Annotated in this window: 22 protein-coding genes and 2 tRNA genes; 11 read left to right on the forward strand and 13 right to left on the reverse strand. The window is 66.4% G+C overall.

Translation table 11 applies throughout. The features are described from left to right. From ACFTR6_RS01675 to mnmA, 3 genes are all read right to left on the reverse strand, one after another. Complete coding sequence (locus ACFTR6_RS01675; protein WP_076801694.1) at nucleotides 1–1,092, reverse strand: ABC transporter permease; 1,092 nt, start codon at nucleotides 1,090–1,092, stop codon at nucleotides 1–3. Nucleotides 1,093–1,204: 112 nt separating this feature from the next. Beyond that, a complete protein-coding gene (locus tag ACFTR6_RS01680) occupies nucleotides 1,205–2,836 on the reverse strand; it encodes an ABC transporter substrate-binding protein (protein WP_076801691.1) in 1,632 nt (543 codons plus the stop codon). 267 nt (nucleotides 2,837–3,103) lie between these two features. After that, entirely contained in the window at nucleotides 3,104–4,243 is a 1,140-nt protein-coding gene (gene mnmA, locus ACFTR6_RS01685) for a tRNA 2-thiouridine(34) synthase MnmA (RefSeq protein ID WP_076801689.1), read from the reverse strand. A gap of 156 nt (nucleotides 4,244–4,399) precedes the next feature. On the opposite strand from mnmA, the gene ACFTR6_RS01690 reads away from it, so the two are divergent. Continuing rightward, nucleotides 4,400–5,656: an NAD(P)/FAD-dependent oxidoreductase gene (locus ACFTR6_RS01690; protein WP_377956651.1), complete on the forward strand. Its 1,257-nt coding sequence runs from the start codon at nucleotides 4,400–4,402 to the stop codon at nucleotides 5,654–5,656. A 26-nt stretch (nucleotides 5,657–5,682) separates the two neighbouring features. Here ACFTR6_RS01690 and ACFTR6_RS01695 read toward each other — a convergent pair whose 3' ends face one another. Together ACFTR6_RS01695 and ACFTR6_RS01700 are read right to left on the reverse strand one after the other, a co-directional pair. Next, on the reverse strand, nucleotides 5,683–6,912 hold the full coding sequence (locus ACFTR6_RS01695) for a cysteine desulfurase family protein (RefSeq protein ID WP_377956652.1): 1,230 nt from the start codon (nucleotides 6,910–6,912) through the stop codon (nucleotides 5,683–5,685). A gap of 70 nt (nucleotides 6,913–6,982) precedes the next feature. Next, nucleotides 6,983–7,672, reverse strand: a complete 690-nt coding sequence (locus tag ACFTR6_RS01700) for a helix-turn-helix transcriptional regulator (RefSeq protein ID WP_377956653.1) — start codon at nucleotides 7,670–7,672, stop codon at nucleotides 6,983–6,985. A 91-nt stretch (nucleotides 7,673–7,763) separates the two neighbouring features. Between ACFTR6_RS01700 and ACFTR6_RS01705 the strand changes: the two genes are divergently transcribed. Continuing rightward, nucleotides 7,764–8,210, forward strand: a complete 447-nt coding sequence (locus ACFTR6_RS01705) for a hypothetical protein (protein WP_377956654.1) — start codon at nucleotides 7,764–7,766, stop codon at nucleotides 8,208–8,210. Here ACFTR6_RS01705 and ACFTR6_RS01710 read toward each other — a convergent pair. Next, complete coding sequence (locus ACFTR6_RS01710; RefSeq protein ID WP_377956655.1) at nucleotides 8,180–8,875, reverse strand: hypothetical protein; 696 nt, start codon at nucleotides 8,873–8,875, stop codon at nucleotides 8,180–8,182. The genes ACFTR6_RS01705 and ACFTR6_RS01710 overlap by 31 nt on opposite strands. A 149-nt stretch (nucleotides 8,876–9,024) precedes the next feature. On the opposite strand from ACFTR6_RS01710, the gene ACFTR6_RS01715 reads away from it, so the two are divergent. The 5 genes from ACFTR6_RS01715 (at nucleotide 9,025) to ACFTR6_RS01735 (ending at nucleotide 13,033) form a co-directional block, all read left to right on the forward strand. After that, complete coding sequence (locus tag ACFTR6_RS01715) at nucleotides 9,025–9,969, forward strand: J domain-containing protein (RefSeq protein ID WP_377956656.1); 945 nt, start codon at nucleotides 9,025–9,027, stop codon at nucleotides 9,967–9,969. A gap of 69 nt (nucleotides 9,970–10,038) precedes the next feature. Continuing rightward, nucleotides 10,039–10,506 (forward strand): tRNA (cytidine(34)-2'-O)-methyltransferase, encoded by a 468-nt coding sequence (locus ACFTR6_RS01720; protein ID WP_076801676.1) that lies wholly within the window; start codon nucleotides 10,039–10,041, stop codon nucleotides 10,504–10,506. A 216-nt stretch (nucleotides 10,507–10,722) separates the two neighbouring features. Further along, complete coding sequence (locus ACFTR6_RS01725; RefSeq protein ID WP_076801674.1) at nucleotides 10,723–11,328, forward strand: sigma-70 family RNA polymerase sigma factor; 606 nt, start codon at nucleotides 10,723–10,725, stop codon at nucleotides 11,326–11,328. 2 nt (nucleotides 11,329–11,330) lie between these two features. Further along, on the forward strand, nucleotides 11,331–12,173 hold the full coding sequence (locus ACFTR6_RS01730) for an anti-sigma factor domain-containing protein (RefSeq protein ID WP_377956657.1): 843 nt from the start codon (nucleotides 11,331–11,333) through the stop codon (nucleotides 12,171–12,173). 86 nt (nucleotides 12,174–12,259) lie between these two features. Next, nucleotides 12,260–13,033, forward strand: a complete 774-nt coding sequence (locus tag ACFTR6_RS01735; RefSeq protein WP_087874323.1) for a MerR family transcriptional regulator — start codon at nucleotides 12,260–12,262, stop codon at nucleotides 13,031–13,033. A 9-nt stretch (nucleotides 13,034–13,042) separates the two neighbouring features. Here the strand turns inward: ACFTR6_RS01735 and ACFTR6_RS01740 are convergent, their stop codons facing one another. The 4 genes from ACFTR6_RS01740 to ACFTR6_RS01755 form a co-directional block, all read right to left on the reverse strand. Then, nucleotides 13,043–13,822 carry a PIG-L deacetylase family protein gene (locus tag ACFTR6_RS01740; RefSeq protein ID WP_076801667.1) on the reverse strand — a complete coding sequence of 260 codons (780 nt, stop codon included), beginning with the start codon at nucleotides 13,820–13,822 and terminating at the stop codon, nucleotides 13,043–13,045. Between the two features lie 4 nt (nucleotides 13,823–13,826). Beyond that, entirely contained in the window at nucleotides 13,827–14,780 is a 954-nt protein-coding gene (locus ACFTR6_RS01745; protein ID WP_087874324.1) for an electron transfer flavoprotein subunit alpha/FixB family protein, read from the reverse strand. Between the two features lie 15 nt (nucleotides 14,781–14,795). Beyond that, complete coding sequence (locus ACFTR6_RS01750; RefSeq protein ID WP_377956845.1) at nucleotides 14,796–15,596, reverse strand: electron transfer flavoprotein subunit beta/FixA family protein; 801 nt, start codon at nucleotides 15,594–15,596, stop codon at nucleotides 14,796–14,798. A 247-nt stretch (nucleotides 15,597–15,843) separates the two neighbouring features. Then, a complete protein-coding gene (locus ACFTR6_RS01755; protein WP_377956658.1) occupies nucleotides 15,844–17,466 on the reverse strand; it encodes a S1C family serine protease in 1,623 nt (540 codons plus the stop codon). A gap of 307 nt (nucleotides 17,467–17,773) precedes the next feature. On the opposite strand from ACFTR6_RS01755, the gene ACFTR6_RS01760 reads away from it, so the two are divergent. From ACFTR6_RS01760 to ACFTR6_RS01770, 3 genes are all read left to right on the forward strand, one after another. After that, nucleotides 17,774–19,822: a TPM domain-containing protein gene (locus ACFTR6_RS01760; protein WP_377956659.1), complete on the forward strand. Its 2,049-nt coding sequence runs from the start codon at nucleotides 17,774–17,776 to the stop codon at nucleotides 19,820–19,822. A 109-nt stretch (nucleotides 19,823–19,931) separates the two neighbouring features. Further along, entirely contained in the window at nucleotides 19,932–20,726 is a 795-nt protein-coding gene (locus ACFTR6_RS01765) for a PspA/IM30 family protein (RefSeq protein WP_076801654.1), read from the forward strand. 116 nt (nucleotides 20,727–20,842) lie between these two features. Beyond that, nucleotides 20,843–22,267, forward strand: coding sequence for a cryptochrome/photolyase family protein (locus ACFTR6_RS01770; protein ID WP_377956660.1), 1,425 nt, complete (start codon nucleotides 20,843–20,845; stop codon nucleotides 22,265–22,267). 28 nt (nucleotides 22,268–22,295) lie between these two features. Here the strand turns inward: ACFTR6_RS01770 and ACFTR6_RS01775 are convergent, their stop codons facing one another. Next, nucleotides 22,296–23,231 (reverse strand): cytochrome b/b6 domain-containing protein, encoded by a 936-nt coding sequence (locus ACFTR6_RS01775; protein ID WP_377956661.1) that lies wholly within the window; start codon nucleotides 23,229–23,231, stop codon nucleotides 22,296–22,298. A gap of 165 nt (nucleotides 23,232–23,396) precedes the next feature. After that, nucleotides 23,397–23,473: transfer RNA gene (locus ACFTR6_RS01780), tRNA-Met, on the reverse strand. Nucleotides 23,474–23,720: 247 nt separating this feature from the next. Here ACFTR6_RS01780 and ACFTR6_RS01785 point away from each other — a divergent pair. Beyond that, nucleotides 23,721–24,308 carry a transposase gene (locus tag ACFTR6_RS01785; protein ID WP_377956662.1) on the forward strand — a complete coding sequence of 196 codons (588 nt, stop codon included), beginning with the start codon at nucleotides 23,721–23,723 and terminating at the stop codon, nucleotides 24,306–24,308. Nucleotides 24,309–24,417: 109 nt separating this feature from the next. Here the strand turns inward: ACFTR6_RS01785 and ACFTR6_RS01790 are convergent. Continuing rightward, a tRNA-Met gene (locus ACFTR6_RS01790) sits at nucleotides 24,418–24,491 on the reverse strand. Nucleotides 24,492–24,662: the final 171 nt, after the last annotated feature.

Raw genomic sequence — 24,662 nt, forward strand, 5'->3', positions numbered from 1 at the left:
TCAGTACCTCACGCGGGGATCGATCAGCGCGGCCACGATGTCCACGATGAAGTTGGTGACGGCCACAATCACGGCCAGGAGCACCACGATGCCCTGGACCGCCACAAAGTCACGGGCCGTCAGGTAGCTGGCCAGCTGGAAGCCCAGCCCTTTCCACTCGAAGGTGGTCTCGGTGAGCACGGCGCCGCCGAGCAGCACGGCGATCTGCAGGCCCATGACGGTGATGATGGGGATCAGGGCCGGCTTGTAGGCGTGTTTGGTGACCAGCCGGAATTCACTGACACCCCGCGAGCGCCCCGCCTCGATGTAGTCGCGGCCCAGGGTGCCGATGACGTTGGTGCGCACGAGCCGGAGGAAGATGCCGGCGGTCAGCAGCCCCAGGGCGACGGCGGGCAGGACGGCATGGGCCATCACGTCGCCGAAGGCGGCCATGTTGCCGCTTCTGAGCGCGTCGAGCCAATAGATTCCGGTAGGCGCCTGGAGTCCTGTGAGGGCCAGTTCGGTGGAGGTTTTGGCCCTGCCGGCGACGGGGAGCCAGCCAAGCCAGACGGAGAAAGTCAGCTTCAGCAGGAGCCCGGCAAAGAATACGGGGGTGGCGTAGCAGAGGATGGCGAAGACGCGGAGCACGGCGTCGGGGAGGTGGTCACGCCGGTGCGCGGCGATCATCCCGAACGGAATGCCCACCAGCAGCGCGACGATCAGCGCGTTGATGGTCAGTTCCAGCGTTGCTGAGCCGTAAGTCACCAGCATCTCGGTGACTTTGCGGTTGTCGGACAGCGTGGTTCCGAAATTGCCGGTGACCAGCTGGCCCAGATATTCGAAGTACTGCACGGGAAGCGGACGGTCATAGCCGGCCGCATGGATCCGTTCCTGCAGCTGGTCCGGGGGCAGCCGGCCGCCCAGCGCGGCCGTGATGGGATCGCCGGTGATCCTCATGAGGAAGAACACCATGGTCACCAGGATGAAGATCGTCGGAAAGATCAGGAGGAACCTGATCAGGAGGTATTGGCCCAGTCCCCCGCCGGACTTCTTTTTCTTGGTCGGCAAGAGGCCGTCGGCGTCGCTTGGCGGCGCCTCGATGAGAGTTGTCATTGCTGCCTGATTCTGTGTTTCCGGATCCCGCGGGGACCTGGAATCGGCTGTTCACTGGCCAGCAGGAAGGCGTCCCGCCTCCGTGGCTGGTCAGGACCGGATGGGGTGGAGCCTACTTCGAGATCACTCCGAGGCGAGTCTTGAACGAAGCGTCGAGGGTCTGCTCCACGCCCTTTACCTCTGCCCCGGCAACCATGAGCTGCGCGCCCTGCAGCAGCGGCAGGGTGGAGAGGTCCTTGGCGACCGCGGTCTGGGCCTCACCCAGCAGCTTCTCGCGTTCTGCCTTGTCCACCGTGGTGAGCTGCTTGTTCACCAGCTCTGTGACGGCGGGGTTCTCGTAGTGGTTCTTCAGGAAGTTGCCGGGGATGAAGAACGGCGTGAGGTAGTTGTCGGCGTCGGAGTAGTCCGGGAACCAGCCGAGCTGGTAGACCGGGTAGGCATCGGCCGTCCGGGCCTTCGAGTAGGTCACCCATTCGGTGGACTGGAGGTCCACCTTGAACAGGCCCGACTTCTCCAGCTGTTCCTTGACCATGGCGTACTCGTCACCCGAGGACTTGCCGTAGTGGTCGGGGTTGTACTGCAGCTTGATGTTGACGGTGCCGGTGACGCCGGCGTCAGCCAAAGCCTTCTTTGCCTTGTCCAGGCTGGGCTTGCCGTTGCCGTCGCCGTACATCTCCTTGAGCGGCTGGATGGCGCCGTTGAAGCCGTCCGGAACCACGGAGTAAGCGGGCAGGTAGGTGCCCTTGTAGACCTGGTTGGCGATCGCCTCGCGGTCCACGATGTTTGCGATGGCCTGGCGTACGGCGAGCGCCTTCTTGGCATCGGCGTCGGCGGTCTTCGCTCCGAACGGCATGGTGTCGAAGTTGAAGACGATGTAACGGAGTTCGCCGCCGGGGCCCTTGTGCACCTTGACCTTCGAGTCCTTTTCCAGGTCGGCTGCGTCCGTGGCCGTCAGGCTACGGCCGGCGACATCGATGTTGCCCTGCTGGACATCCAGCTTCAGGTTGTTGGAGTCTGCGTAGTACTTGATGTTGGCGCCGTCGTTGGCCGGCTTGCCCAGGAGCCCCTGGTAATCCGGGTTGGCCTTGAGGCTGACGAGCTCATTCTTCTTGTAGCTCTCAATCGTGTACGGACCGGCGAACGGCTTGCCCTTGACGATCTCGTCGTCGCTCAGCACCTTGTCCGCCGGGAAGACCTCTTCGTCGACAACCGGCCCGGAGTTGGCGGCCAGAACGCCGGGGAAGACCTGGTCATTGCCGGCCTTGAGGGTGAAGACCACGGTTGAGTCATCCCTGGCCTCCACGGACTTCAGGTTCGACAGCAGGGCGGCCGGACCGTTGGGATCGGCGATCTTGACCACACGGTCGATCGAGAACTTGACGTCGGAGGAGGTCAGCGCGTGGCCGTTGGCGAACTTGAGTCCCGGCTTGAGCTTCACTGTGTACTCAGTGGGGCTGGTAAAGGACGCGGACTCCGCAATGTCCGGAACAGCATCGGCGCTGCCGGGCTTGGAGTTCAGAAGGAACGGATAGACCTGGTTCATCACCATGAATGAGCCGGCGTCGTAGGAACCGGCGGGGTCCAGGGTGACAACCTTGTCCGTGGTCCCGTAGGTGATGGTGCCTCCGCCGGCGTCCCCGGTGGAAGTACCGCCTCCGGACGGACCGGTGCAGGCTGTGAGTGCGAAAGCGGAAACGCCTGCCAGCGCGATAGCGCTCCGCAAGGCCCTCTTATTCTGTGCCATCTATGAACTTTCTGTTCGGTGAGTACGCGCGGGGTGCCCGATCTGACTCGTGTGCGGGCAGCCCGCTGATGCCTCTGATTCAACCAGAAGGTTGCCCAGTGAAACATTGCATCGCGTGAGTTGAGACACAAAATTTATCAGAAGGGCTTGCGCACTGCTGACCGAACGGTCGGAAACCTCGAAAAAGGCAAGAAAAACGGCCGGCGGAACAAGTCCGCCGGCCGTTGTTGCTCCGCAAACCGGAGCACGACTGGAAAGTAGCGCCGCTTACAGTTCCGCCCGCTGCAGGGACCGCGCAGCATCGATGGTCGCCTGCCCAAGGACCCTGCTTCCCTGGTAGAGCACCACGGTCTGTCCGGGTGCGACGCCGCGCAGCGGATCCTTCAAAGTCACCACGAGGCTGTCCCGCTCGATCCCGGCGTCATCAGCAACCCGTTCGATGCGGGCAGTGGCGGGCACGGGGTCGCCGTGCGCTCGGACCTGCGCGTGGCAGTCAAAGTCGGCACCGGAGCCAACCTCGTCAATGGGCAGGCCGGCCCAGGAAACCTTGATGCCGCGGATTTCGTCGATGGCCAGCAGCGCTTCGGGCCCCACCACCACCTTGTTTTCCTTCGGCCGGATCTCCAGCACGAACCGCGGCTTGCCGTCCGCTGCCGGCCGGCCGAGCTTCAGTCCGCGCCGCTGGCCGACGGTGAATGCGTTGGCTCCGCCGTGTTCGCCCACCTTGGTGCCGGTCTCATCCACGATGTCGCCCGTGGCCATGTCGATCTTTTCCGCCAGCCAGCCGGCGGTGTCGCCGTCGGGAATGAAGCAGATGTCGTGGCTGTCCGGCTTGTTGGCCACGGACAGCCCGCGCCGTTCGGCTTCCGCACGCACCTCGGCCTTGGACGGGGTGTCCGCGAGCGGGAACATGGAATGCTTCAGCTGTTCATGGGTGAGCACGCCCAGGACGTAGCTCTGGTCCTTGGCCCAGTCGGCGGCGCGGTGCAGTTCGCGGTTTCCGTCCGCGTCCTCGATGACCTTGGCGTAGTGGCCGGTGCATACAGCATCGAAACCGAGGGCGATGGCCTTTTCGAGGAGCGCCGCAAACTTGATCCGCTCGTTGCAGCGCATGCAGGGATTGGGAGTGCGGCCTGCAGCGTACTCGTCGATGAAGTCCTGGACCACGTCCTCCTTGAACCGCTCGGAGAAGTCCCACACGTAGTAGGGAATCCCCAGGACGTCGCAGGCCCGCCAGGCATCGCGCGAATCTTCGATGGTGCAGCAGCCCCTGCTGCCGGTGCGCAGGGTGCCGGGCATCCTGGACAGCGCAAGGTGAACGCCGACGACGTCGTGCCCCGCCTCGACGGCGCGGGCGGCTGCAACGGCGGAGTCAACCCCGCCGCTCATGGCTGCTAGAACTCGCATTGTGGCTTTCTGTTGACAAGGGTTGCCGAACTATTCTACTGCCCGCCGGAATCACGGCCTAAATTCCCTTGACTGCTCCTGCCCGCGCTTCTAACGTCAAGAGTATCGTTTTTAGAAATGCGGGCTGCAGGCCTGCCGGGCGAATCGAGTAACGCCATGACCCCTGAAAACATCCTCATTGCCGGTGCCGGGCTGGCCGGCGCGACGGCGGCCCGCACCCTTCGCGCCGAAGGGTACGCCGGGAGCATCACCATCGCTGGAAGAGAGGCGCACCCTCCCTATCTCCGGCCGCCACTGTCCAAGGAATACCTGCTCGGCAAAGCCGGCGAGGACGCCGTGGAGGTGGCGCCTGAGGCCTGGTATGCGGAGAACAACGTCACCCTCCGGCTCAGCACCCCGGTGGTATCAGTTGATCCGGCAACCCGCACTGTCCGTTTCGCTGACGGCACGGTCCAGGACTACGGGGCGCTGCTGCTGGCACCGGGGGCAACGCCCCGGACGCTTCCCATCGACGGGATGGGGCTGGACGGCGTCACCAGTTTCCGCACCCTTGATGACAGCCGCCGGCTGCGGCAGCGGCTGGCTTCCGGTGGCCGGAAGGTTGTGCTCATCGGCTCCGGCTGGATCGGCATGGAGCTGGCCGCGGCGGCAAGCACCTACGGCAACCAGGTCACACTGCTCGGGCTTGAGGACATTCCGCTCGCTGCGGCCATCGGCCCGGAGCTTGGCAGTTTCTTCCGCACACTGCACGAGGACAACGGGGTCCGGTTCCGGCTTCCCGCCGCCGCCAAGGAGATCACCGGGGAAAACGGGAAGGTGACGGGTGTGGTGACCGACGCCGGCGAGCACCTTCCGGCGGATATTGTGGTCATCGCCGTGGGAGTGGTTCCGGAAACAGCGCTTGCCACCGCGGCCGGCCTGGAGGTCCGCAACGGTATCCTCACGGACGCCTCGCTGCGCACCAGCGACCCGGATATTTTCGCCGCCGGCGACGCCGCCAATGCCCTGCATCCGTTCACGGGCGAGCACCACCGGAGCGAGCACTGGCACAACGCACTCAACGGCGGCAAGGTTGCGGCCAAGGCGATGCTCGGCCACGATGCCGCCCTGGACATGGTTCCCTACTTTTATACGGACCAGTTCGACGTCAGCATGGAGTACTCGGGCTTCCCCTCCCTGGCGGCAAAGTCGGTTCCGGTCGTCCGCGGCTCGCTGGAGGGCAAGGAGTTCGTGGCTTTCTGGCAGCAGGCCGGGCGGGTGGTGGCCGGCATGAGCGTGAACTGGCCGCGTGCCGTCAAGCCAAGTGCCCAGAAGACCATCAAGGCGCTCATTTCCGCCCGGAGGGAGGTGCCTGCCGAGAAGCTCGCTGACGGGACCGTGCCCCTCGACAAGCTGGTGGCGGAGGCCAGCTGATACTGCAGGCCAACTGATGCCGGAGGTCAGCTAATGCCAGACCCCTGGCGGGCAACCGTGGCGGCCGTCTGGATGGAGGATTCGTGCCCGGCCATCCCCGCTTGCCGCGCCCGGGCATAAGCGCCGGGCAAGGCCGCGAGGAGTGCGTCCACGTCCGCCTCCGTCGACGGGTGTCCCAGGGTAAAGCGCTGCGCACCACGGGCCGTCTCCTCGTCCAGGCCCATGGCAAGGAGGACGTGCGACGGGCGGGGAACGCCTGCGGTGCAGGCCGAACCGGTTGACGATTCGACGCCCGCGAGGTCGAGGAGGAAAAGCAGGGAGTCGCCCTCGCACCCGGGGAACGTGAAGTGGGCGTTGCCGGGCAACCGCCCCTCCCCTTCCGGCCCGCGCAGCACCGCCGCCGGAACTGCGTTCCGGACCCCCGCGATGAGCCGGTCGCGCAGCGCTGAAATCCGCCCAGCCTCACTCGCAAGGTTCCTGGCGGCGGATTCAGCTGCGGCAGCGAAGGCCGCTATGGATGCCGTGTCGAGCGTCCCCGAACGGACGTCACGTTCCTGGCCGCCGCCATGCTGCACCGGCGTGAGCTTTACCGACCGCCCCAGAATGAGTGCGCCAACGCCGACAGGCCCTCCGATCTTGTGGCCCGAGATGGACATGGCATCCAGCCCGGAGGCCCGGAAATCCACGGCGACGGAGCCAAACGCCTGCACCGCGTCGGAATGCACCGGCACGCCGGCGGCGTGCGCTAGCTCCACAATCCGGTGGACGGGCTGGATGCTCCCCACCTCGTTGTTGGCCCACATGACCGTCACGAGGGCAATGGAGTCGGGATCGCGAGCCAGTTCCGCCTGCAGTGCGCCGAGATCCAGCACGCCGTCATGATCGACCGGCAGCCAAGAAACTTCCGCCCCCTCGTGGCGTTCCAGCCACTCCACCGTGTCCAGCACCGCGTGGTGCTCGACGGCGGAGCACAGGATCCGCCGTCGGCGCGGGTCTTCGGCCTGCCGGGACCAGTACATGCCCTTGACGGCCAGGTTGTCCGCTTCAGTGCCGCCCGAAGTGAAGATGACCTCCGAGGGATGGGCGCCCGCTGCGGCGGCAAGGGTTTCCCGCGCATCCTCCACGGAGCGCCTCGCCCGGCGTCCGGCACCGTGAAGGGACGAGGGGTTTCCGGTCCGGGACAGCTCGCGTGTCAGTGCAGCCAGGGCTTCCGCGGCGATGGGCGTGGTGGCGGCATGGTCCAGGTAAACAGGCACGCTTAAATTCTAGGCCCCATTAAATTGCAGACGCCGCTCGATTCCGGAGGCCGCCGGACTTCCGGAACCGTCAGGGCCTGATCCTGGCGCAGCAGCGCCCGGCCGTCCGGTCCCCCTCCACTTTCCCCTCCGGCACCCCACAGGCAGCGGCGGCACCGCTGAGAAATGCCCCGTTCATGGCACAGACCACCTCCCTGTGGCCGTCAGCCAGCCGGTGGAAGGGACAGTTCATGAGGATGATTCCACCCTCGCCGTCCCGCTCCGGCATGTACCCGACCCCGGCGAGCACCTCGGCCAGGGATGCGCCGTCACTGCCCAGTGCGCGGCCCCGTGAGTATGACGCTTCGGCCAGCGCCTTGTCGACCCCTCCCCCGCCGGTCATGGAGGTTTGAATCGCCGTGGCCATCAACTCCCCGGCCAGATCGTAGCTGCGGTCCGGAACCGACGCACCCACTTCCTCCAGCGCCGGCCGGTACAGCTTCGCCGGCCGGCCCGACCCCGGGCCGGCCTTTCCGCCGAGCTTGCGGAACTCGACGGCGAGCAACCCGTCCCGGACAAGCCTGTCCAAGTGAAAGGACGCCGTGGACCGGGGCATGTCCAGCGCAGCCGCCGCATCATCCCGACCCACCGCTGTCGGCTGCCCGGCGACGTACTCAAAAAGGCGGCGCCTTCCGGCGTCCCCCAGCGACGCCAGCGCGGCCAGGCGGCCGGTCCAGGAAAGAGCGGTCCCTGGTTCGCGGTCTTCAGCTATGCGGGTCATAAATCCAGCGTAACTCTAAAATCAAGATCCGTTGCTAAAGAAGGACCGGCAGTTCTAAAATCAAGGTATCCACTTTTAGAAGGAGGCGGTCATGAAGGCCACAACAATGAAGGAGTCCGCAAACGCCCAGGCGCTCACCTCGGATCCGGCGCGGCAGGCGTTCCTGCTCCTGCGCACCGTATTCACCGTGGCGCCCGTCCTGTTCGGCCTGGACAAGTTCACCAATCTGCTGACGGACTGGACCGGCTATCTCGCACCGATGGTTCCGGACACATTGCACCTGCCGGCCCAGACAGTGATGTATGCCGTCGGCGTCGTGGAAATAGTCGCCGGAATCCTGGTAGCCCTGCGGCCGCGGATCGGTTCGCTCGTGGTGGCTGCCTGGCTTTTGGGGATCATCGTGAACCTGATCATCCTCGGCGCCTTCTACGACGTCGCCCTGCGTGACTTTGGACTGTTCGTGGGTGCGCTGGCGCTCAACCGGCTGGCGGCCTCGGCCGCGGCCCATCAGCCGGGCGGAACCACCGTGAGCCACTGAGCGATGTCTGCCCTGGCGGCGGCGAGCGCCGCCGCCGTCGGGCAGGACACCGAAACGTAGACGGACGAGCCGGCCTTGCCGAATACCCGGGCCATCGCTGCGGTGGCCCGGCCGGCTTTTTGGCCGGCAGGCTTGGCAACCCGTTCCAGCGCCAGCACCTCAACCGCCGGCCCTGGTTTGCCCCGCTCACCGCCCCAGCGCAGTGACGCCGGCTTCAGGTAGGCGGGAAGGATCGTGGGGTCGAGGTAGGCAAACAGCCCGGCCGTCGATTCCCTGTCATCGGCCGCCACGAGGGGCCACTGGTTCTGGCGCACCTCGGCCGAAACCTGGCAGCCGTCGGATTTCTGGTAGCGGCTGGTGCCACTGGCCCCCCTGACCACCTGTTTCCAGTGCGGCGCTTCGGCCAGGTCCTCCGACAGCCCGACCGGCACACCATCTGCCAGGGCGGGCCCTGCCGAAAACGGCATGTCGCGCGCGGCCACCGCATCGGCGTCGTGGCCGGGGGTAATGGTGGGCGTGGCCGGCCCGCCGCTGACGGGCGGGCTGCTTGGGACGGCCGGATCCGGGACACCGACGCTGCAGCCGCCGAGAAGCGCAGCGGCTGTAACGGCTGCCGCCACCGCAAATGTACGGCGGGCACCACCGCGGTCTGTCCGGACTCCCATTCCGGAAAGTCTAGCCGTCCTGCGTTTGCCGCGCCGGGAACCGGCAACCCTGCTGCAGTCGTTGTTCCAGAAGACCGCCAAGACCGGCTTATATGCTTGGCACACCGGGCCGCGCAGGCAGGCCGGCAACAACGACCTAAGGACCGTGCTTGACCAAGGGCAGCAGTTCCCACTACGAAGTGCTCCGGGTGGCGGTGACCGCAACGGAGAGGGAGATCAAGGTGGCCTACCGCAAGGCTGCCCGTGCTTCGCATCCCGACCATGGAGGCGACGCCGCCATGTTCCGCCAGGTGACCCTTGCGTATGAGACGCTCATCGATCCCCAGCGGCGGGCCGCCTATGACCGCTCCTATGCGGCCGGCCCGCGCCGGAGCCGGCAGGACAACGGTGAAGCGCACTTCGACGCTCCGGCTGCCGGAAGCCACGCCTCCGCGACGATCCACAAGCCGGGCACGCCCCGCAACACGGCCGGCGACGCGCCTGTGTACGTGCCGCCCTTCGATACGCCCGGCGCTGTTCCGCTCGTCCCGCTGGAGCTGGCGAGCCAGCAGGTGCACGGCATGCCCAGGAAGCGGGGCATCTTCGGGGCTGAAGCCCGGATCCAGCGGGAGCTGCGCACGGTCCAGCTGATCAGCAGGCAGGTCCTTCCCGCGATTCCGGCGGCGCGCCTGATCAACGGGCTGCAGTCCCCGGCGGACAACAGCCACATTGACCACGCGCTGCTCTCGGGCTATCGCCTTGCGCTCGTCGGCTCGATGCTGCTGCCCAAGGGGGCCTACGCCTGGGACGGAAACACGCTGAACCACGGCGGCCGGTCGATCGCCCCGCCGCAGCTGGCCCAGGTTGTCAGGCGGATGCAGGACATATTTCCCGAGCTCAACGTGACGGGGTGGACCGTGATCCACAGCCCCGACGGCAACCTCCACGAACCCGTCATCGACCGCCACCGCCGCTCCCGCGGCGGCTCCGACATCGTCCAGGTGGTCAATGCCGCCGGCCTGGCCCGCGGGCTTAAGGATTTCCTCTCCTCCGGCCCCGCGCCGAACACCGTCAATGTTCCGGTGCTCGCACGGCTGCTGCGCGGCATGCACTGAGGTACCGTCCGAAGGCATGCCCAGCGCCTGCGCGGATGGCACCGGCAACGCCAGCGCTAGGATGGAAGCGTGTTCCGCATCCTCTTCCACACGCCTGAAATTCCCGGAAATACGGGCAACGCCATCCGCCTCGCCGCCATCACCGGCGCCGAACTCCACCTCGTAGAGCCTTTGGGCTTCGACTTCTCAGATGCGAAGCTCCGCCGCGCCGGCCTGGACTACCACGACCTGGCAGTGGTCACTGTCCATCCCAACATCGAGGCCGCCTGGCAGGCCCTGCAGCCGGAGCGTGTCTTCGCCTTCACCTCCGACGGCGAAGTTTCCTACACGGACATTGCCTACCGGCCGGGTGATGTCCTCATGTTCGGCCCCGAATCCGTGGGCCTGCCGGACCACCTGAAGCGCGATCCCCACGTCACGTCGCGGGTCCGGCTGCCCATGCTGCCGTCGCTCCGGTCACTGAACCTGGCAAATGCGGCATCCATCGCGGTCTACGAGGCGTGGCGGCAGCAGGGATTCACCGGCGCACAGCTCTGAGTGCAGCACATCCGCACGGCCACCCATCCACGGGGTGCACGGCACCGAATCCCTTCTGAGCACGTCGGGGGAACGTGCACTTCCATAGGGTGTAAGGAGCGGCAGGTGACAACACTAAGGCCGGGCAACACCGCGTTCCGTTTTACCCGGCACGATGCCGCCGTGGCAGGACACGGAGTGCCGCGCCCGCCAGCAGGCAACCTATGCTTGAGAGTGATGGAAACTCCCAACGCGCCAAACTATGACGCCGCAGCGCCGCCTGGCACCGCCGTCGACCTTAACCAGCAGCTGGCACGGCTGCTGCAGCGGACCGCCCAAGGCGATCAGGCGTCCTTCGCCGAGTTCTACCGGCTCACGTCGCGGCGGGTTTTCGGCATGGCGCGCCGGGTGCTGATCGATCCGGAGCTCAGCGAGGACACCACCCAGGAGGTCTTCCTGCAGGTCTGGCAAAATGCCGCCAGCTTCGACCCGGCAAGCGGAAGTCCCCTGGCCTGGCTCATGACCATCTCGCACCGGAGGGCCGTGGACAAGGTCCGCTCATCCCAGTCCGCGAGTGAGCGCGAAGCCCGGTACGGCGCCAACAGCCAGGACATCGACCATGACTCGGTGTCGGATGAGGTGGACACCCGGCTCGAGGCCGAAGCCGTGGTGCGGTGCCTGGAGACGCTGACCGAGACCCAGCAGGAATCCGTGCGGCTTGCTTACTACGGCGGCCTCACCTACCGCGAAGTCGCAGAAAAGCTGAACGCTGCCATTCCGACCATAAAGTCCCGCATCCGCGACGGACTGATCCGACTCAAGACCTGCCTGGGGGTGAGCTGACAATGACCGATTCAAATGATTCGCGCGGGCGCCAGCTGCCCCGGGCATTTGCCGCCGACATTCCCACCGACCTCGCGGCGGGACGGGCCGTCGAGCTCGCCGAGATATACGCCCTGGACGCCATCAGCGACGCGGAGCGGGAAGCCATCGACGCCTACCTCAGCGACGCTCCGGAAGCGGAGCGAGCGTCCTTCAACGAACGCGTCCGCCAGGCCCGGGAGACGCTGGCGATGTCCTTCACGGCCGAGGAGGAGCCGCCCGCGGACCTGTTCGGCCGGATTGTCTCGCAGCTTCCGGCACCGGCGGCGGTGCCGGCCGCCGCAGACGGTCTGGCGGAAGAGCCGGCGCCTGCCGCTGATGAACTGTCGGCTGCCCGCCAGCGGCGTGAAGCCCGACGGCGGACGGGCGGGCTCCGTAACTGGCTCATCGGCGTGGCGGCTGCTGCCGTGATCGCCCTGGGCGGCGTGGGGATCGGCGCCTACGTGGCCAACCAGAACGATCCCTTCCGGCAGGTCATCGAGGCGCAGGACGCGCGGCAGGCCACCGTGAACGTCATCGGCGGAGGCACCGCGACGGTTTCGATCTCGCCCTCCCATGACGCCCTGGTGGTGCGCATGAAGGATGTGCCGCCCCCGCCTGCGGGCAAGGTGTACCAGATGTGGCTGATTCCCAAGGACGGCTCCGCGCCGGTCTCCGAAGGCCTGATGGACGCGGATGCGCTCTCGAAGCCTGCCCTGGTCAAGGGCATCGGCTCCGCAGCGTCGCTCGGCATCACGGTAGAACCCGTGGGCGGATCAGCTACCCCGACCCTGCCCACAGTGGCCGCCGCCCCTCTCACCACCTGACACCTGCCCTGCCTGGCGGGTCACCTTCCTGGCTGGCGCCCTGCCTTGCTTGACCTTGACGCTGCGTCAACTTCTACGCTGGAGGCATGAAGCAGGAAGAACGCCGGAGCTGGTCCATCGCGGAACTGGCGAAGCTGAGCCGGGTCTCGTCCAGGACCCTCCGGCACTACCACCAAGTGGGGTTGCTGCCGCCTGCCTATACCGGGCAGAACGGCTACCGCTACTACACGCAGCCCGAACTGCTGCGCCTGCAGCGGATCCTGCTTCTCCGCGAACTTGGCCTGGGGCTGGAAACCATTGGCCAGGTCCTAAACGGCCAGGCCGACCAGGTGGATGCGCTGAGCGTACACCGCAAGTGGCTGCTGGCCGAGCGCGACCGCCTGGACCGGATGGCCAGGACCGTCGGGGCAACCATTTCGGCACTGCAGCAAGGAGACACCATGTCAGGCGAGGACATCTTTAGGGATTTTGATGCCAACCCCTACGAGGAGGAGGCACGCCAGCGGTGGGGCGACCGCGCGGTTGAAGACAGCAAGGCACGGCACGCCGCGCTGAGCGCTGACGACAAGCAGGCGTTCATGGCGGAGGCCGCGTCGGTCAACGAGGAGCTGGCCCGCTGCCTGGACGCCGGCCTGCCGGCGGACGACGCCCGGGTGCAGGCCGCCGTCGAGCGCCACTACCGGTGGGTCTGCGTCAGCTGGACGCCGGATGCGGACAGCTATGTGGGCCTGGGCCGGATGTACGTCGAGGATCCGCGGTTCACCGCCTTCTACGACAACAGCCGCGCAGGTCTCGCGTCCTACCTGCTGGAAGGAATCAAGGTCTACGCGGCTGCCCGGCTCAGTTCTGCCGCAGGCTAGGACAACAGGCTAGAAGCCGGCGATGGTCCCCGGGCCGTTGACCATGACCACGTGGAACGCCTCGGCGCTCCGTCCCGCGGGCAGGCCGGCACGTTCGGCATACTCCCGCATGCCGCGGCGTACCCTGGCCTCCATGGCCTCGGTATCCGGGTGCTGGCTGACGTGGACGTGGATCGCCTCTAGCTTGCTCTCCACGTGCTCCGTGACATCCACATAGTGGTTCTCGCGTTCCTCCGGCCCGGCAAAGAACCACAGCCACGGAACCTTGTAGGCCTCGAGGCCGGCCTCGGCGAGGTCGGGATAGGCGAAGGGGTTTTCCACGGCCGGGTAGATGGCGCGGGTCACGGCCTCCCCCACCGCCAGGTGGTCCGGATGGCTCTTCTGGATGCGCTTCCAGTTGCGTTCCGGATGCATGGAAAGCACGACGTCGGGACGGACTTCCCGGATCAGCTTCACCACCCCGCGCATCACCTCATGGTTCGGTTCAAGGTACCCATCCCGCTGGTGCAGGTAGTGGATGTCCTTGACGCCGACGAGGGCCGCGGCGCGTTCCTGCTCTGCGGCCCGGAGCGCGATGATCTCGGCGCGCTGGGCAGGGTCGAAGCCGCCGGCGTCGCCGTCAGTCATGATGCAGTAGCTGACCTCGACGCCGGCCTTCGTCCACGCGGCGATGGTGCCGGCGGCGCCGAAATCGATGTCGTCGGGGTGGGCTGAGAAACAGAGCACCCGCTCAATCCGGTGCTGTTCCGGATTGAACGGGCTCTGCGCTGGTGCAGCGTTTGCGGTCAAGGATTCAGCCCTTGCGCTTCTTGATCTCTTCAGTTGCCTGCGGGAGCACCTGGAAGAGGTCGCCGACGATGCCGAAGTCCGCGATTTCGAATACGGGCGATTCCGCGTCCTTGTTCACGGCGACGATCACCTTGGCGGTCTGCATGCCCGCCTTCTGCTGGATGGCGCCGGAAATGCCGGCGGAAATGTACAGCTGCGGGGAGACGGTCTTGCCGGTCTGGCCGACCTGTGCGTCGTGGCTGATCCAGCCGGCGTCCGTTGCCGCGCGGGAGGCACCGACAGCCGCGCCCAGTGCGTCCGCCAGTTCCTCCACGGGGCCGAAGTCGCCGTCGAGGCCGCGTCCGCCGGCCACCACGATGCGGGCATCGGTGAGGTCCGGGCGGCCGCTGGCGACCTTCTGTTCGCGGGAGGTGATGCGTGCTGCGGCGGCGGTTGCGTCGGCAGGAGCGTCCACGGTCACGGTTTCGGGCAGCCCGGGAGCCGTGGCGGGCTCCGGGTCCACGGTGTTGGCCTTCACGGACAGCACGGTGACGGGGGTGGTGGCCTTCGCCGTCGTGGTATACGAACCGGCCAGCACCGACTTGTGGGCGGTGCCGTCGGCGTCGACGGCGACGACGTCGGTGATGACGCCGGCGCTCAGCCGAATGCCGAGCCGCGCTGCGATTTCCTTGCCCTCGGGGGAGTTCTCGAGCAGGACGGTGGTGGCGCCGGACTTGTCCGCCACAGCAGTCAGGAAGGCGGCCTTCGGGGCGACGAGGTAATCGTCGAGGTCCGTCGCGGACGGGCGGAAGACGGTTGCTGCACCGTAGGCGCCCAGGGTGCCGGCGACGTCATCGGACAGTTCGCCGTTGACGGCTACGGCAGTTTCGCCGAGGGAGCGCGCGATGGTCAGCAGTTCCAGGCTGCTCTTCTTGAGAGCCTGCCCGGGGTTGTCAATGAATACCAGTACGTTTGCCATGTTTGTGGAGTCCTCTTAGAGCAGCTTCTGGGCGGCCAGGAAGTCAACCAGCTTGATGCCGGCGTCGCCTTCGTCCGTGATGATGGTGCCGGCAGTGCGCGGCGGGCGTTCCTCGGCCGCCGTCACGCGGGTCCAGGAGCCGGCGTGGCCCACCTGGGAGGAATCCACTCCGATGTCGGCCAGGGAAAGGGTGGTGATGCTCTTGCGCTTGGCCGCGATGATGCCCTTGAAGTTGGGGTAGCGCGGTTCGTTGATCTGGTCCGTCACGGAGACCACGGCCGGCAGGGGCGCCTCGACCGTCTCCGAGTGGGTGTCCGCATCACGGCGTGCGGTGACACGTCCGTCGTCGACCTCCAGGGATGAAGCGAAGGTGACCTGCGGCAGTCCCAGGCGCTCGGCGAGCTGTGCGGGCACCAGGGAGGTCTCGCCGTCGGTGGAAGCCATGCCGGTCAGCACCAGGTCCACGGGGGTGTCCGCGCCGAGGTGGCGGACAGCGGCCGCGAGCGCGAGGGAGGTGGCGGCTGCATCGGAGCCGGCGAGTGCGGCGTCGGTGAGGTGCACGCCTTCAGTGGCGCCAATCTGCAGGGACTTCTTGATGGCGTTGACGGCACCGGCCGGTCCCATGCTCAAAGCGATCACCTTGTTGCCGGCCTTGGCGCCGCCGCGGGCTTCGGCGAGCTGCAGCGCGGCCTCCAGGGCGTACTCATCCAGTTCAGACAGGATGCTCTCGTCGCGGTCCGTGGTGTGGCCCTCGCCGCTGAGGTGCCGGTCGAACTGGGCGTCCGGCACATGCTTGACCAGGACGACGATCTTCAATGTCTCTTCCACTGTATTTACAGCAGCCTTCCGTGCTTGTGGATAGCCAGCCGGGTGGGGTCATGGCCGTGGAACGCCCGGGATACGGGTAGCTCCTAGCTAACCATATTGGGTCTGTCATATGACGTCCCGTTAACGCCTGTGTCAAAGGAAGGGACAATGACGGCGGGCCGCCCCTGAAACTCAGGGAATGCGGCCCGCCGTGCTGCAGCGCGTGCGCTATTGTCTCTGTCTACTGTTCTGCGGCCTACTGTTCTGCGGCGGCACCCAGCGTCACGTCCAGCTGCTGCTCGCGGCCGTTGCGCAGAACCGTGATCTTCACCGAAGCGCCGGATGGCTGTTCACGGACGGCCGCGGTCAGCTGGTTGGGGTCACTGATAGCCCGGTCGTTGAAACGGGTCACCACATCGCCCACTTTGATCCCGGCCTTGGCTGCCGCCGAGCCCTGCTCCACCGAGGCCACGTCGGCTCCGGTCGAGAAGCCGGACGATGATGCTGATTTCTCCTGCACGCTCACGCCAAGCTGGCCGTGCGTGGCCTTGCCGTTGTCGATGATTTCGTTGGCCACGCGCTTGGCATGGTTGATCGGGATGCTGAAACCGACGCCGATGTTGCCTGTTCCGCCGGCTGCTGAGCTGCCGCCCGCGGAGGCGATTGCCACGTTGACGCCGATCACTTCGCCCTTGTTGTTGACCAGGGCGCCGCCGGAGTTGCCTGGGTTGATGGCAGCGTCCGTCTGGATGACGTTGATGGAAATCGAGCCCTTGTTCGCTGAGCTCTGGCCCTGCCCCTGGCCGGGAGGAGCGAACTCGAAGCCCTGGTCGCCGCCCTGGGAGTTATCGGCGCCGCCCTTGGGCGCAGCCGAGGACGCCACGCTGATGGTCCTGTTCAGGGTGGAGACAATGCCGTCCGTCACGGTGCCGGTGAGTCCGAGCGGTGAACCGATGGCCACAGCCGTGTCCCCGACGTTCAGCTTGCTGGAGTCACCAAGGGTTGCCGGCGTGAGGCCGTCGGGCTTGTCCACCTTGATGACGGCAAGGTCCGAAAGCGGGTCGGTGCCCACGATCTTGGCGCTGAGCACGCGGCCGTCGTTCGTGCGGATTTCGATCTCCGCATTGGCGGCGGTGCCGTCCAGCGTGACCACGTGGGTGTTGGTGAGGATATGGCCCTGGTCGTCGATGATGATGCCGGAGCCTGTGCCACCCTCGCCGCTGCTGGTGGCCTTGATGGTGACGACGCTCGGCGACGCCTTGACAGCGGCCGCCGTGATGGCGTTGACGGAGTCTTGGTTGTTGACGATGACCGTGCCGGGCTGGCTGCCGGAGCTGACGACGGGCGCTGTGCCGCCGCCGTCGAAAAGGTTACCGGCGCCGACGGTCGCGACTCCGCCGCCCACGAGGCCGGCGGCCAGGATGCTGGCCACCAGGGTGCCGACGCCGAACGTCGCCTTGCGCTTGGGCTGGCTGCGGTTGTCCTGGAAGGCGGAATGACTGCTGTGCTGGGAGTACGGGTTGTGCTGGGGACCTGTCGGCTGCCCGGCCGCTCCCGACTGCTGGCCGAAGAAGGGAGCGTGCTGCGGATACTCGGGATGCGGGCCGCCGGAACGTTGCTGCTGCTCCGTGTTGTGCGGCTGCTGCTCGGTGTTGTGCGTAAGCCGCTCAAGCGGCGTCGTGGGGTTGCTGCCGGAGTCAAGGCGCACCGTGGGGTTCTCGGAACCGCCGGCGGTGCGGTAATCGCCGTCCTGCGGCGAAGCCTCGTGGGCAGCAGGCTGGACACCCTCGCCGGGCCCAGGCCGAGGGGTCGGATCTACAGGGCGCCCTGAAGGATCCCGGTTCTCAGGTGCTGCGCCCGGTACTGGGTGCTCAGTCATTGGACTTCCTTTCATCCGCGTCTGTATTAACTATGGACGATCGGACTGAAACTAATTCGGACGTTTGCTGGGAGGTTCCTGAACGCCCTCCGTGATGACGCTATTGCCAGTCTTCAGGCCCGCCACCAGAGTCTTCAGCGCTTTTCGCTGGTGGCATATTCCCCGCCGTGGACGGTCCCTCTGGTGCACCATAGAATCAAGAAGGATTGCCACAGCGACCTGCGGCTTTACACCCGGCGTGGGGGCGCTGCTGCATTCTGTGACGGCTGTTCGTCCCGAACCAGCCGCGGCGTGCTGAAGGGTTGCCATGCGGTCAATGTTGAAACGTGTTCTCGCCGTGATCGGCCTGACAGGGATGCTGGCGGTTCCGGCCACAGCAGCCTGGGCTGAAGATCCGGTCACTATCCCCTCCGGTACAAACATCGTCGATGACGCCAATGTCCTCGGTGGCCGCAAGGGCGAGGTCCAGGAGTCCATCCAAAAGCTCCTCAAAGACCACAAGTACAACCTGTACGTGGTCACCGTTAAGTCATTCCAGAACCCCCCTGATCCCAAGTCCTGGGGACAGGCCGTGGCCGCCGAGAAGGGGATGGGCAGGGCGGATGTTCTGCTGGCTATCTCCACCGAGGGCAAGTATTACTTCGCTCCCAACTCGGCAAGCTCCATAGCGTCGAAGACCGGGAACATCACGCAGAACGCCATTGCGGCAAACCTCGGCGGCGGCAAGCGGGACTTTGCCCAGGCAGCAATTGACACCGCCGGAGCCATCGGTGACGCGGCAGGTGGCGGCAGCGGCAACGTCCCGTCCGGTGCCGGTGCCGGCACGGCCATTCTCGTGGGTGCCGGTGTGGTGGCTGCCGGTGGCGCGGGCACCTACCTTTACCTGCGCAACCGGCGCAAGAAGGCCGCTCAGGGCTCCGGCGCAGGCTATGGGCCGCAGGGGGCTGAACTCGATCCCCTGGCCGGCATGAGCATCGAGGACCTGCGCAGGAAGAGCGGCTCGCTGCTGATTGAGGCAGACGACGCCATCAAGTCGAGCGAGCAGGAACTTGGCTTCGCCGAGGCGCAGTACGGGGAAGCGGCCGTGCGCAATTTCACCAGGGCGCTCGAGGAGGCGAAGGCGCACATGTCCGAGTCGTTCAAGCTGCAGCAGCAGCTGGACGACCACATCCCCGACACCGAAGAACAGCAGCGCAGCTGGCTCGGCGAAATCATCCGGAGGTCGGAAGCCGCGCTCGCATCACTGCAGGAGCAGAAGGCGGACTTCGACTCGCTGCGCGAACTCGAGAAGAACGCGCCGCAGGCCCTCGCGGCGGTGGACACCGGCGCCGCGGCGGCGGACGCCAAGATCGCCCAGGCGGACCACACCCTGGCTGAACTGCGCGGCAAGTACGCCGAGACTGCCCTCGCGCAGGTCTCGGACAACATCACCCAGGCCAAGGAACGGCTGGCCTTCGTGCAGAACGCCAGCGCCACGGCGCGCGAAAAACTTGCCTCCGGAGAGGGCAGCCTCGCTGCGGTCGCCGTCCGCGCGGCGGAGGAGAGCCTGCATCAGACGAACGTGCTGCTGGACGCAATCTCCAAGGTGGCCGGAAACCTGGACTCGGCCCGCCAAGGACTCGAGTCCGCTGTTGTGGACACTTCCCAGGATCTTGCCCAGGCGCGCGCCATGATCCAGTCTGGCGCCCACCCGGAGCTCGAGGGGCCGGTGGCCGGCGTTGAAGCGGCCCTCGCCCGCGTGAAGGGCGAAATCCAGAGCGGCAAGATTGACCCCATCGCCACCTTGGAGAAGGTCGAATCGGCGCACCAGGCCCTCGACCAAGCACTGGGCGGGATCCGGGACCAGCAGGAGCAGGCGCGCAGGGCACAGGCGTCGCTGCAGCAAACCATCATGTCTGCCCAGGCACAGATCAGTGCCACCTCGGACTACATCACCGCCCGCCGCGGCGGCGTGGGAACTGAGGCCCGGACGCGGCTGGCAGAGGCCCAGCGCAACCTCGACTACGCCCTCTCTATCTCCCGCAACGACCCCGTGACCGCGCTGACTTACGCCCAGCAGGCCCATGCTCTGGCGGCCCAGGCCGCCCAGGTCGCCCAGTCCGACGTTGACAGCTTCGGTTACGCGAACCAGGGTTACGGCCGCGGCGGCATGTTCGGCGGCGGAGGGGGCGGCCTGGGCGGGGCCATCCTCGGCGGCATCCTCATCAACTCCATCCTCAACGGCGGCAGCGGCGTCGGCTGGGGCGGCGGACACAGCGACGGCGGTGGCTGGGGTGACGGCGGAGGCTGGGGCGGCGACGGCGGAGGGGACTTCGGCGGGGGCGACTTCGGCGGCGGTGACTCGGGCAGTTTCTAGCCCGAAAGACTAGGCGCCGGCCCGTAAAGCGGTGCCGGCGGGTAGAAGCGGTACATCAAGTGTTCACTGGAATCAGTGGCATATACGGAGCAGGACGAAAGGTAACACCATGGTTAAGCAGTCCATTTTCGGCCGCATGGCGCAGCTGGCGAAGGCAAACATCAACGCCTTGCTGGACCAGGCCGAAGATCCGCAGAAGATGCTGGACCAGATGGTCCGGGACTACACCAACAATATTGCCGAAGCCGAATCCGCGGTGGCCCAGACCATTGGTAACCTGCGCATGCTCCAGGACGACTACAACGAGGACATCAAGAACGCGCAGGACTGGGGGAACAAGGCCCTCGCAGCGTCCCGCAAGGCCGATGAATTCCGCAGTGCCGGCAACGCTGCCGACGCCCAGAAGTTCGACAACCTGGCCAAGGTGGCACTGCAGCGCCAGATTTCCTCGGAAAACGAAGCCCGCGCCGCCGAACCCAACATCGCTTCCCAGACCGAGGTGGTGGACCGCCTCAAGACCGGCCTGGACCAGATGAAGAACAAGCTGAACCAGCTGACCAGCAAGCGCAACGAACTGGTGGCCCGCTCCAAGACCGCAGCCGCGCAGTCCCAGGTCCACGACGCTCTGCGCAGCATCGACATCCTGGATCCCACCAGCGAGGTGGGCCGCTTCGAAGAGAAGATCCGGCGCGAAGAGGCCAAGGTCCGCGGCCAGCAGGAGCTCGCCGCTTCGAGCCTCGACGCCCAGTTCAACCAGCTGGAGGACCTCGGCGAGCAGACCGAGATCGAGGCCCGGCTTGCGGCACTCAAGTCAGGCAACGCCAAGCCCGCCATCGGGGCAGGCGGCACCGCGGGGTCCGCATCCTCAACCACCGTAGACGAGGCGGACTTCGACAAGCTGTAGGCACGCACCGAACCTGAGGCGCCTTTAGCCGCCACCGGCAGAGGCCGGGACCCGCGCGGGTCCCGGCCTCTGCCGTCTCCGGCATGTGCCTCCTGCCGGACGTGTAGCGTGAAACCATGGCCTCCACCATTGTCTGGCTCCGGGACGACCTGCGCCTCGACGACAACCCCGCCCTAGCCGCCGCGGCCGCCCTCCCGGACCCGCTGACGGTGGTCTACATCCTCGACGAGGTCTCCCCCGGCATCCGCCCTCTGGGTGCCGCAGCCAAGTGGTGGCTCCACCACTCGCTGTCCGCCCTCGCCGCCAGCCTCGAGGCGCACGGGTCACGCCTGCTGCTGCTCCGAGGCGCCGCCGCTGCCGTCATCAACGGCCTCGTCGCGGAGACCGGCGCCACGAGAGTGTTCTGGAACCGGCGCTATGGCCAGCCGGAGCGAAGCATCGACGCCGGCATCAAGGAATGGGCTGCCGGGCAGGGCATCGAGGCCGCGAGCTTCCAGGCAAACCTGCTCTTCGAGCCGTGGACGGTGCGCACGGGCTCGGGCGGACCGTACAAGGTGTTCACGCCGTTCTGGCGCTCCTGCCAGGCCGGAACCGAACCGCGGCTTCCGGCCGAGCCGCCGCGCCACCTGCCGCAGCGCGCAGCCGGCCCCTCCGGCCGCCCGCTGGCCGGCGACCACCTGGACGACTGGGGGCTCCTCCCCCGGCACCCGGACTGGAGCGGCGGCCTTGCCGCCACCTGGACTCCGGGCGAGGACGGCGCCCATGAACGGCTGGAAGAATTCCTGGACGGCCCCGTGGAAGATTACGCCAAGGGCCGGGACCTGCCGGGGGTGGAAGGCACCAGCCGCCTCTCCCCGCATCTCCGCTTCGGCGAGATCAGTCCCTTCCGGGTCTGGCATTCCCTCCGGGAGCGCTGCCCGCGGCACGCACCGGCCGACGTCGGGATCTTCCGGAGCGAGCTGGGCTGGCGCGAATTCTGCTGGCACCTGCTGTACGAAAACCCGGACCTGGCCACGCAAAACTACCGCCGGGAGTTCGACCACTTTGCCTGGCAAACGCCGTCGGACGCTGAACTGGAAGCCTGGCAGCAGGGTCGCACCGGCTATCCCCTGGTGGACGCCGGCATGCGGCAGCTGTGGCAGACCGGCTGGATGCACAACAGGGTCCGCATGGCAGCGGCCTCGTTCTTGGTCAAGAACATGCTGGCGGACTGGCGGGTGGGCGAGGCCTGGTTCTGGGACACCCTCGTGGACGCGGACGCGGCGAACAACCCGGCCAACTGGCAGTGGGTGGCGGGCTCTGGCGCGGACGCGTCGCCGTACTTCCGCATTTTCAACCCGGTGACGCAAAGCAAGAAGTTCGACTCCGGAGGCAGTTACCTTCGCGGATACCTGCCGGAACTGGCGGACCTGGACGACCGGAGCGTGCACGAGCCATGGAAGAACCCGGCGGCAGCTCCCGGCTACCCCGAGCCCCTGGTGGGCCTGCAGGAGTCCCGGGAACGGGCGCTGGAGACCTACCAGCGGCTCAAGGACGGCTGAGTGGCAACCTGGCCTAGGCCCCCGCGGGCTAGCGGCTGGTGACCTTGCCCATGAGGGACGCGATGGGGCGCAGGAACAGCGGCCGGGCCAGGAACCATGCTGCGACCATGACAGCCACTGACACCAGGAAGAACCAGAACCCGACCCAGCTGACGTCGTCGCGCACGCCGTACATGTGGTTGAGATTGCGGAGCGCCCCCGTGGCCAGAACCAGGAAGACGTGCACCACGATGAAGGCGACGAAGTAGATCATTACCGGGAAGTGCACGGCGCGGGCGGCCTCGATCGGGAAGGCCTTGTTCAGCCCGGCGGCCTTCTTGGGCCACGCGGCGGACATGCGCAGGCCCGTGATGAAGGCCAGCGGAGCCGCGATGAACACCGTGACGAAATAGGTCAGCAACTGGAGGGCGTTGTAGTTGACCCAGCCGTTCTCGGTGGGCCAGTTCAGCGAGGCGTACTGCAGGCCGGCAGACACCGCGTTCGGGAAAACATCCCAGGACGTGGGGACGATCCGCATCCATTGGCCGGTGGCGAAGAGCAGGATCACAAACACGAGCCCGTTCAGGATCCACAGCGCATCCAGGGTCAGGTGGAACCAGAGTTCCAGGCTGATCTTGGTGGGCGCCGTCCGGGTCTTGATGAGCCCCTTGTTGTTGCGGGTCCAGTAGCCGGCGGGACGGGTGGTGGTGCGGACTTGCCAGCCCGTACGGATGATGAGCAGCAGGAAGAACGCGTTCAGGAAATGCTGCCAGGCAAGCCACGCGGGGAAACCGACGGGGGCGCCCGCCGGAAGCTCGGAATGCCCCGGGTAGTCCGCAATGAAATCGCGGACGGCGGGCAGGCCGGTGATCCACTTTGCGAGGAGCACCACCAGCACCAGGGCCACGAGCGCCGCAGGCACTGCCCAGTACAGCCTGGCGCGCTTGCCCCTGGCAGTGCCGGACTTGTTCTTCGTTGTGGACATCGAGCTACACATTCCTCTCGAGAATGACTGACCAGTGTGGGCGCCCTGCGCCGGCCAGGAATTCCGGGCCCTGCGAATAGAGAATACTAGGAACCCCGAGCACATGAACAAATGCTCCGGTAATGCAGAAAGCCCCGACCACACTGTGATCAGGGCTTTCCCTTCTGGTTGCGGGGACAGGATTTGAACCTGTGACCTCTGGGTTATGAGCCCAGCGAGCTACCGAACTGCTCCACCCCGCGTCGCTCGGTTAACATTACCCTACTTTCCCGGCAGCTTTGACCACCGGGGTCCTCCGGGCCCGTGAACTGCCCCACGCAGCAAAGCCTCCCGGGCAGGCCCCAAAAAAGGGTTATAGGACAAAACGTGTGTATGGGATGGGGCTGCTTCCCAGTAACGGCGCGCGAATTCCGGGGTAGCTAAGCTTTTGGAGCTTAGGGTGGCTGGGGTGCTTGCATATCTCTGGAGTGTTTGATTTGTGGTCGGGGTTTGGTTCGGAACGGAAAAACGGCCGCGGGTAAGCAGCGCTACCGGTGCCTGGATTGCGGGGCGAGCCGTTCTGGTGAGCGCCCGGACGTAAGCCGGCGGGCTGAGCTGGACGCCTTTCTGGGCTGGCTGGTCGGCACCGGCAGCCAGCAAGGGGTTGCGTCGCTTGGCACCGCGCGGTCCTTCCGTCGGCGCACCGCCTGGTGCTGGAACATCACGCCGCAGATCCCGGTCACGGGCGAGGTCCATGACCAGATCCAAGTCGACGGGATCTACGTCGGGTCATGGTGCTGCCTGATCGCTGTCGCCGGGGACTACGTGCTCGGCTGGCAGTGGTGCGACACCGAAAAGAAAGCCGCGTGGGCGGCCTTGCTCGCCCGGTTCCCGGCCCCGACGGTGGTGATCACAGACGGCGGTTCAGGGATAGCAGCGGCCCTGTCCGAGTGCTGGAGTGAAACCGCCGTCCAACGCTGCCTCGTCCATGTCCAGCGCAACGTCCGCACCTACCTCACCGGCCGGCCCAGAACCGAGGCGGGCCGGGCCGCCGAAGAAGGCCTCTGGACCCGGAAAGGATGGGCAGGACGCACATGACACACCCGGGATTTACACACGTTTTGTCCTATAACCCAAAACCGGCACGAAAGAATCGGGAACAGCAAAAAACCCGGACCACCAAACGGTGATCCGGGTTTTTCCTCAGTTGCGGGGACAGGATTTGAACCTGTGACCTCTGGGTTATGAGCCCAGCGAGCTACCGAACTGCTCCACCCCGCGTCGCAAGAACTACTCTACCGGCCGGTGAACAGGAGGCCAAATCCAAACGACGTGATCTGCGTCTCCGGCCCCCGGACGTGTTGCCCGCATGCGAAAGGCCGGCCCTCCCCGTCGCGGGAGGGCCGGCCTTTCACTGCGCCAGTAAGGATCAGTTGCTGGGCGTGTCAGTTG

Source organism: Arthrobacter sp. NPDC057009 (assembly GCF_042673905.1).
GTDB lineage: Bacteria > Actinomycetota > Actinomycetes > Actinomycetales > Micrococcaceae > Arthrobacter.

Bases quoted from the DNA above. Each gene is read 5' to 3' on its own strand.
- ACFTR6_RS01700 (WP_377956653.1), bottom strand. From the start codon at position 7,672: ATGACCCGCATAGCTGAAGACCGCGAACCAGGGACCGCTCTTTCCTGG.
- ACFTR6_RS01765 (WP_076801654.1), top strand. From the start codon at position 19,932: ATGGTTAAGCAGTCCATTTTCGGCCGCATGGCGCAGCTGGCGAAGGCA.
- ACFTR6_RS01755 (WP_377956658.1), bottom strand. From the start codon at position 17,466: ATGACTGAGCACCCAGTACCGGGCGCAGCACCTGAGAACCGGGATCCT.
- ACFTR6_RS01725 (WP_076801674.1), top strand. From the start codon at position 10,723: ATGGAAACTCCCAACGCGCCAAACTATGACGCCGCAGCGCCGCCTGGC.
- ACFTR6_RS01730 (WP_377956657.1), top strand. From the start codon at position 11,331: ATGACCGATTCAAATGATTCGCGCGGGCGCCAGCTGCCCCGGGCATTT.
- ACFTR6_RS01735 (WP_087874323.1), top strand. From the start codon at position 12,260: ATGAAGCAGGAAGAACGCCGGAGCTGGTCCATCGCGGAACTGGCGAAG.
- ACFTR6_RS01770 (WP_377956660.1), top strand. From the start codon at position 20,843: ATGGCCTCCACCATTGTCTGGCTCCGGGACGACCTGCGCCTCGACGAC.
- mnmA (WP_076801689.1), bottom strand. From the start codon at position 4,243: ATGCGAGTTCTAGCAGCCATGAGCGGCGGGGTTGACTCCGCCGTTGCA.
- ACFTR6_RS01675 (WP_076801694.1), bottom strand. From the start codon at position 1,092: ATGACAACTCTCATCGAGGCGCCGCCAAGCGACGCCGACGGCCTCTTG.
- ACFTR6_RS01705 (WP_377956654.1), top strand. From the start codon at position 7,764: ATGAAGGCCACAACAATGAAGGAGTCCGCAAACGCCCAGGCGCTCACC.
- ACFTR6_RS01745 (WP_087874324.1), bottom strand. From the start codon at position 14,780: ATGGCAAACGTACTGGTATTCATTGACAACCCCGGGCAGGCTCTCAAG.
- ACFTR6_RS01690 (WP_377956651.1), top strand. From the start codon at position 4,400: ATGACCCCTGAAAACATCCTCATTGCCGGTGCCGGGCTGGCCGGCGCG.
- ACFTR6_RS01775 (WP_377956661.1), bottom strand. From the start codon at position 23,231: ATGTCCACAACGAAGAACAAGTCCGGCACTGCCAGGGGCAAGCGCGCC.
- ACFTR6_RS01710 (WP_377956655.1), bottom strand. From the start codon at position 8,875: ATGGGAGTCCGGACAGACCGCGGTGGTGCCCGCCGTACATTTGCGGTG.
- ACFTR6_RS01680 (WP_076801691.1), bottom strand. From the start codon at position 2,836: ATGGCACAGAATAAGAGGGCCTTGCGGAGCGCTATCGCGCTGGCAGGC.
- ACFTR6_RS01760 (WP_377956659.1), top strand. From the start codon at position 17,774: ATGCGGTCAATGTTGAAACGTGTTCTCGCCGTGATCGGCCTGACAGGG.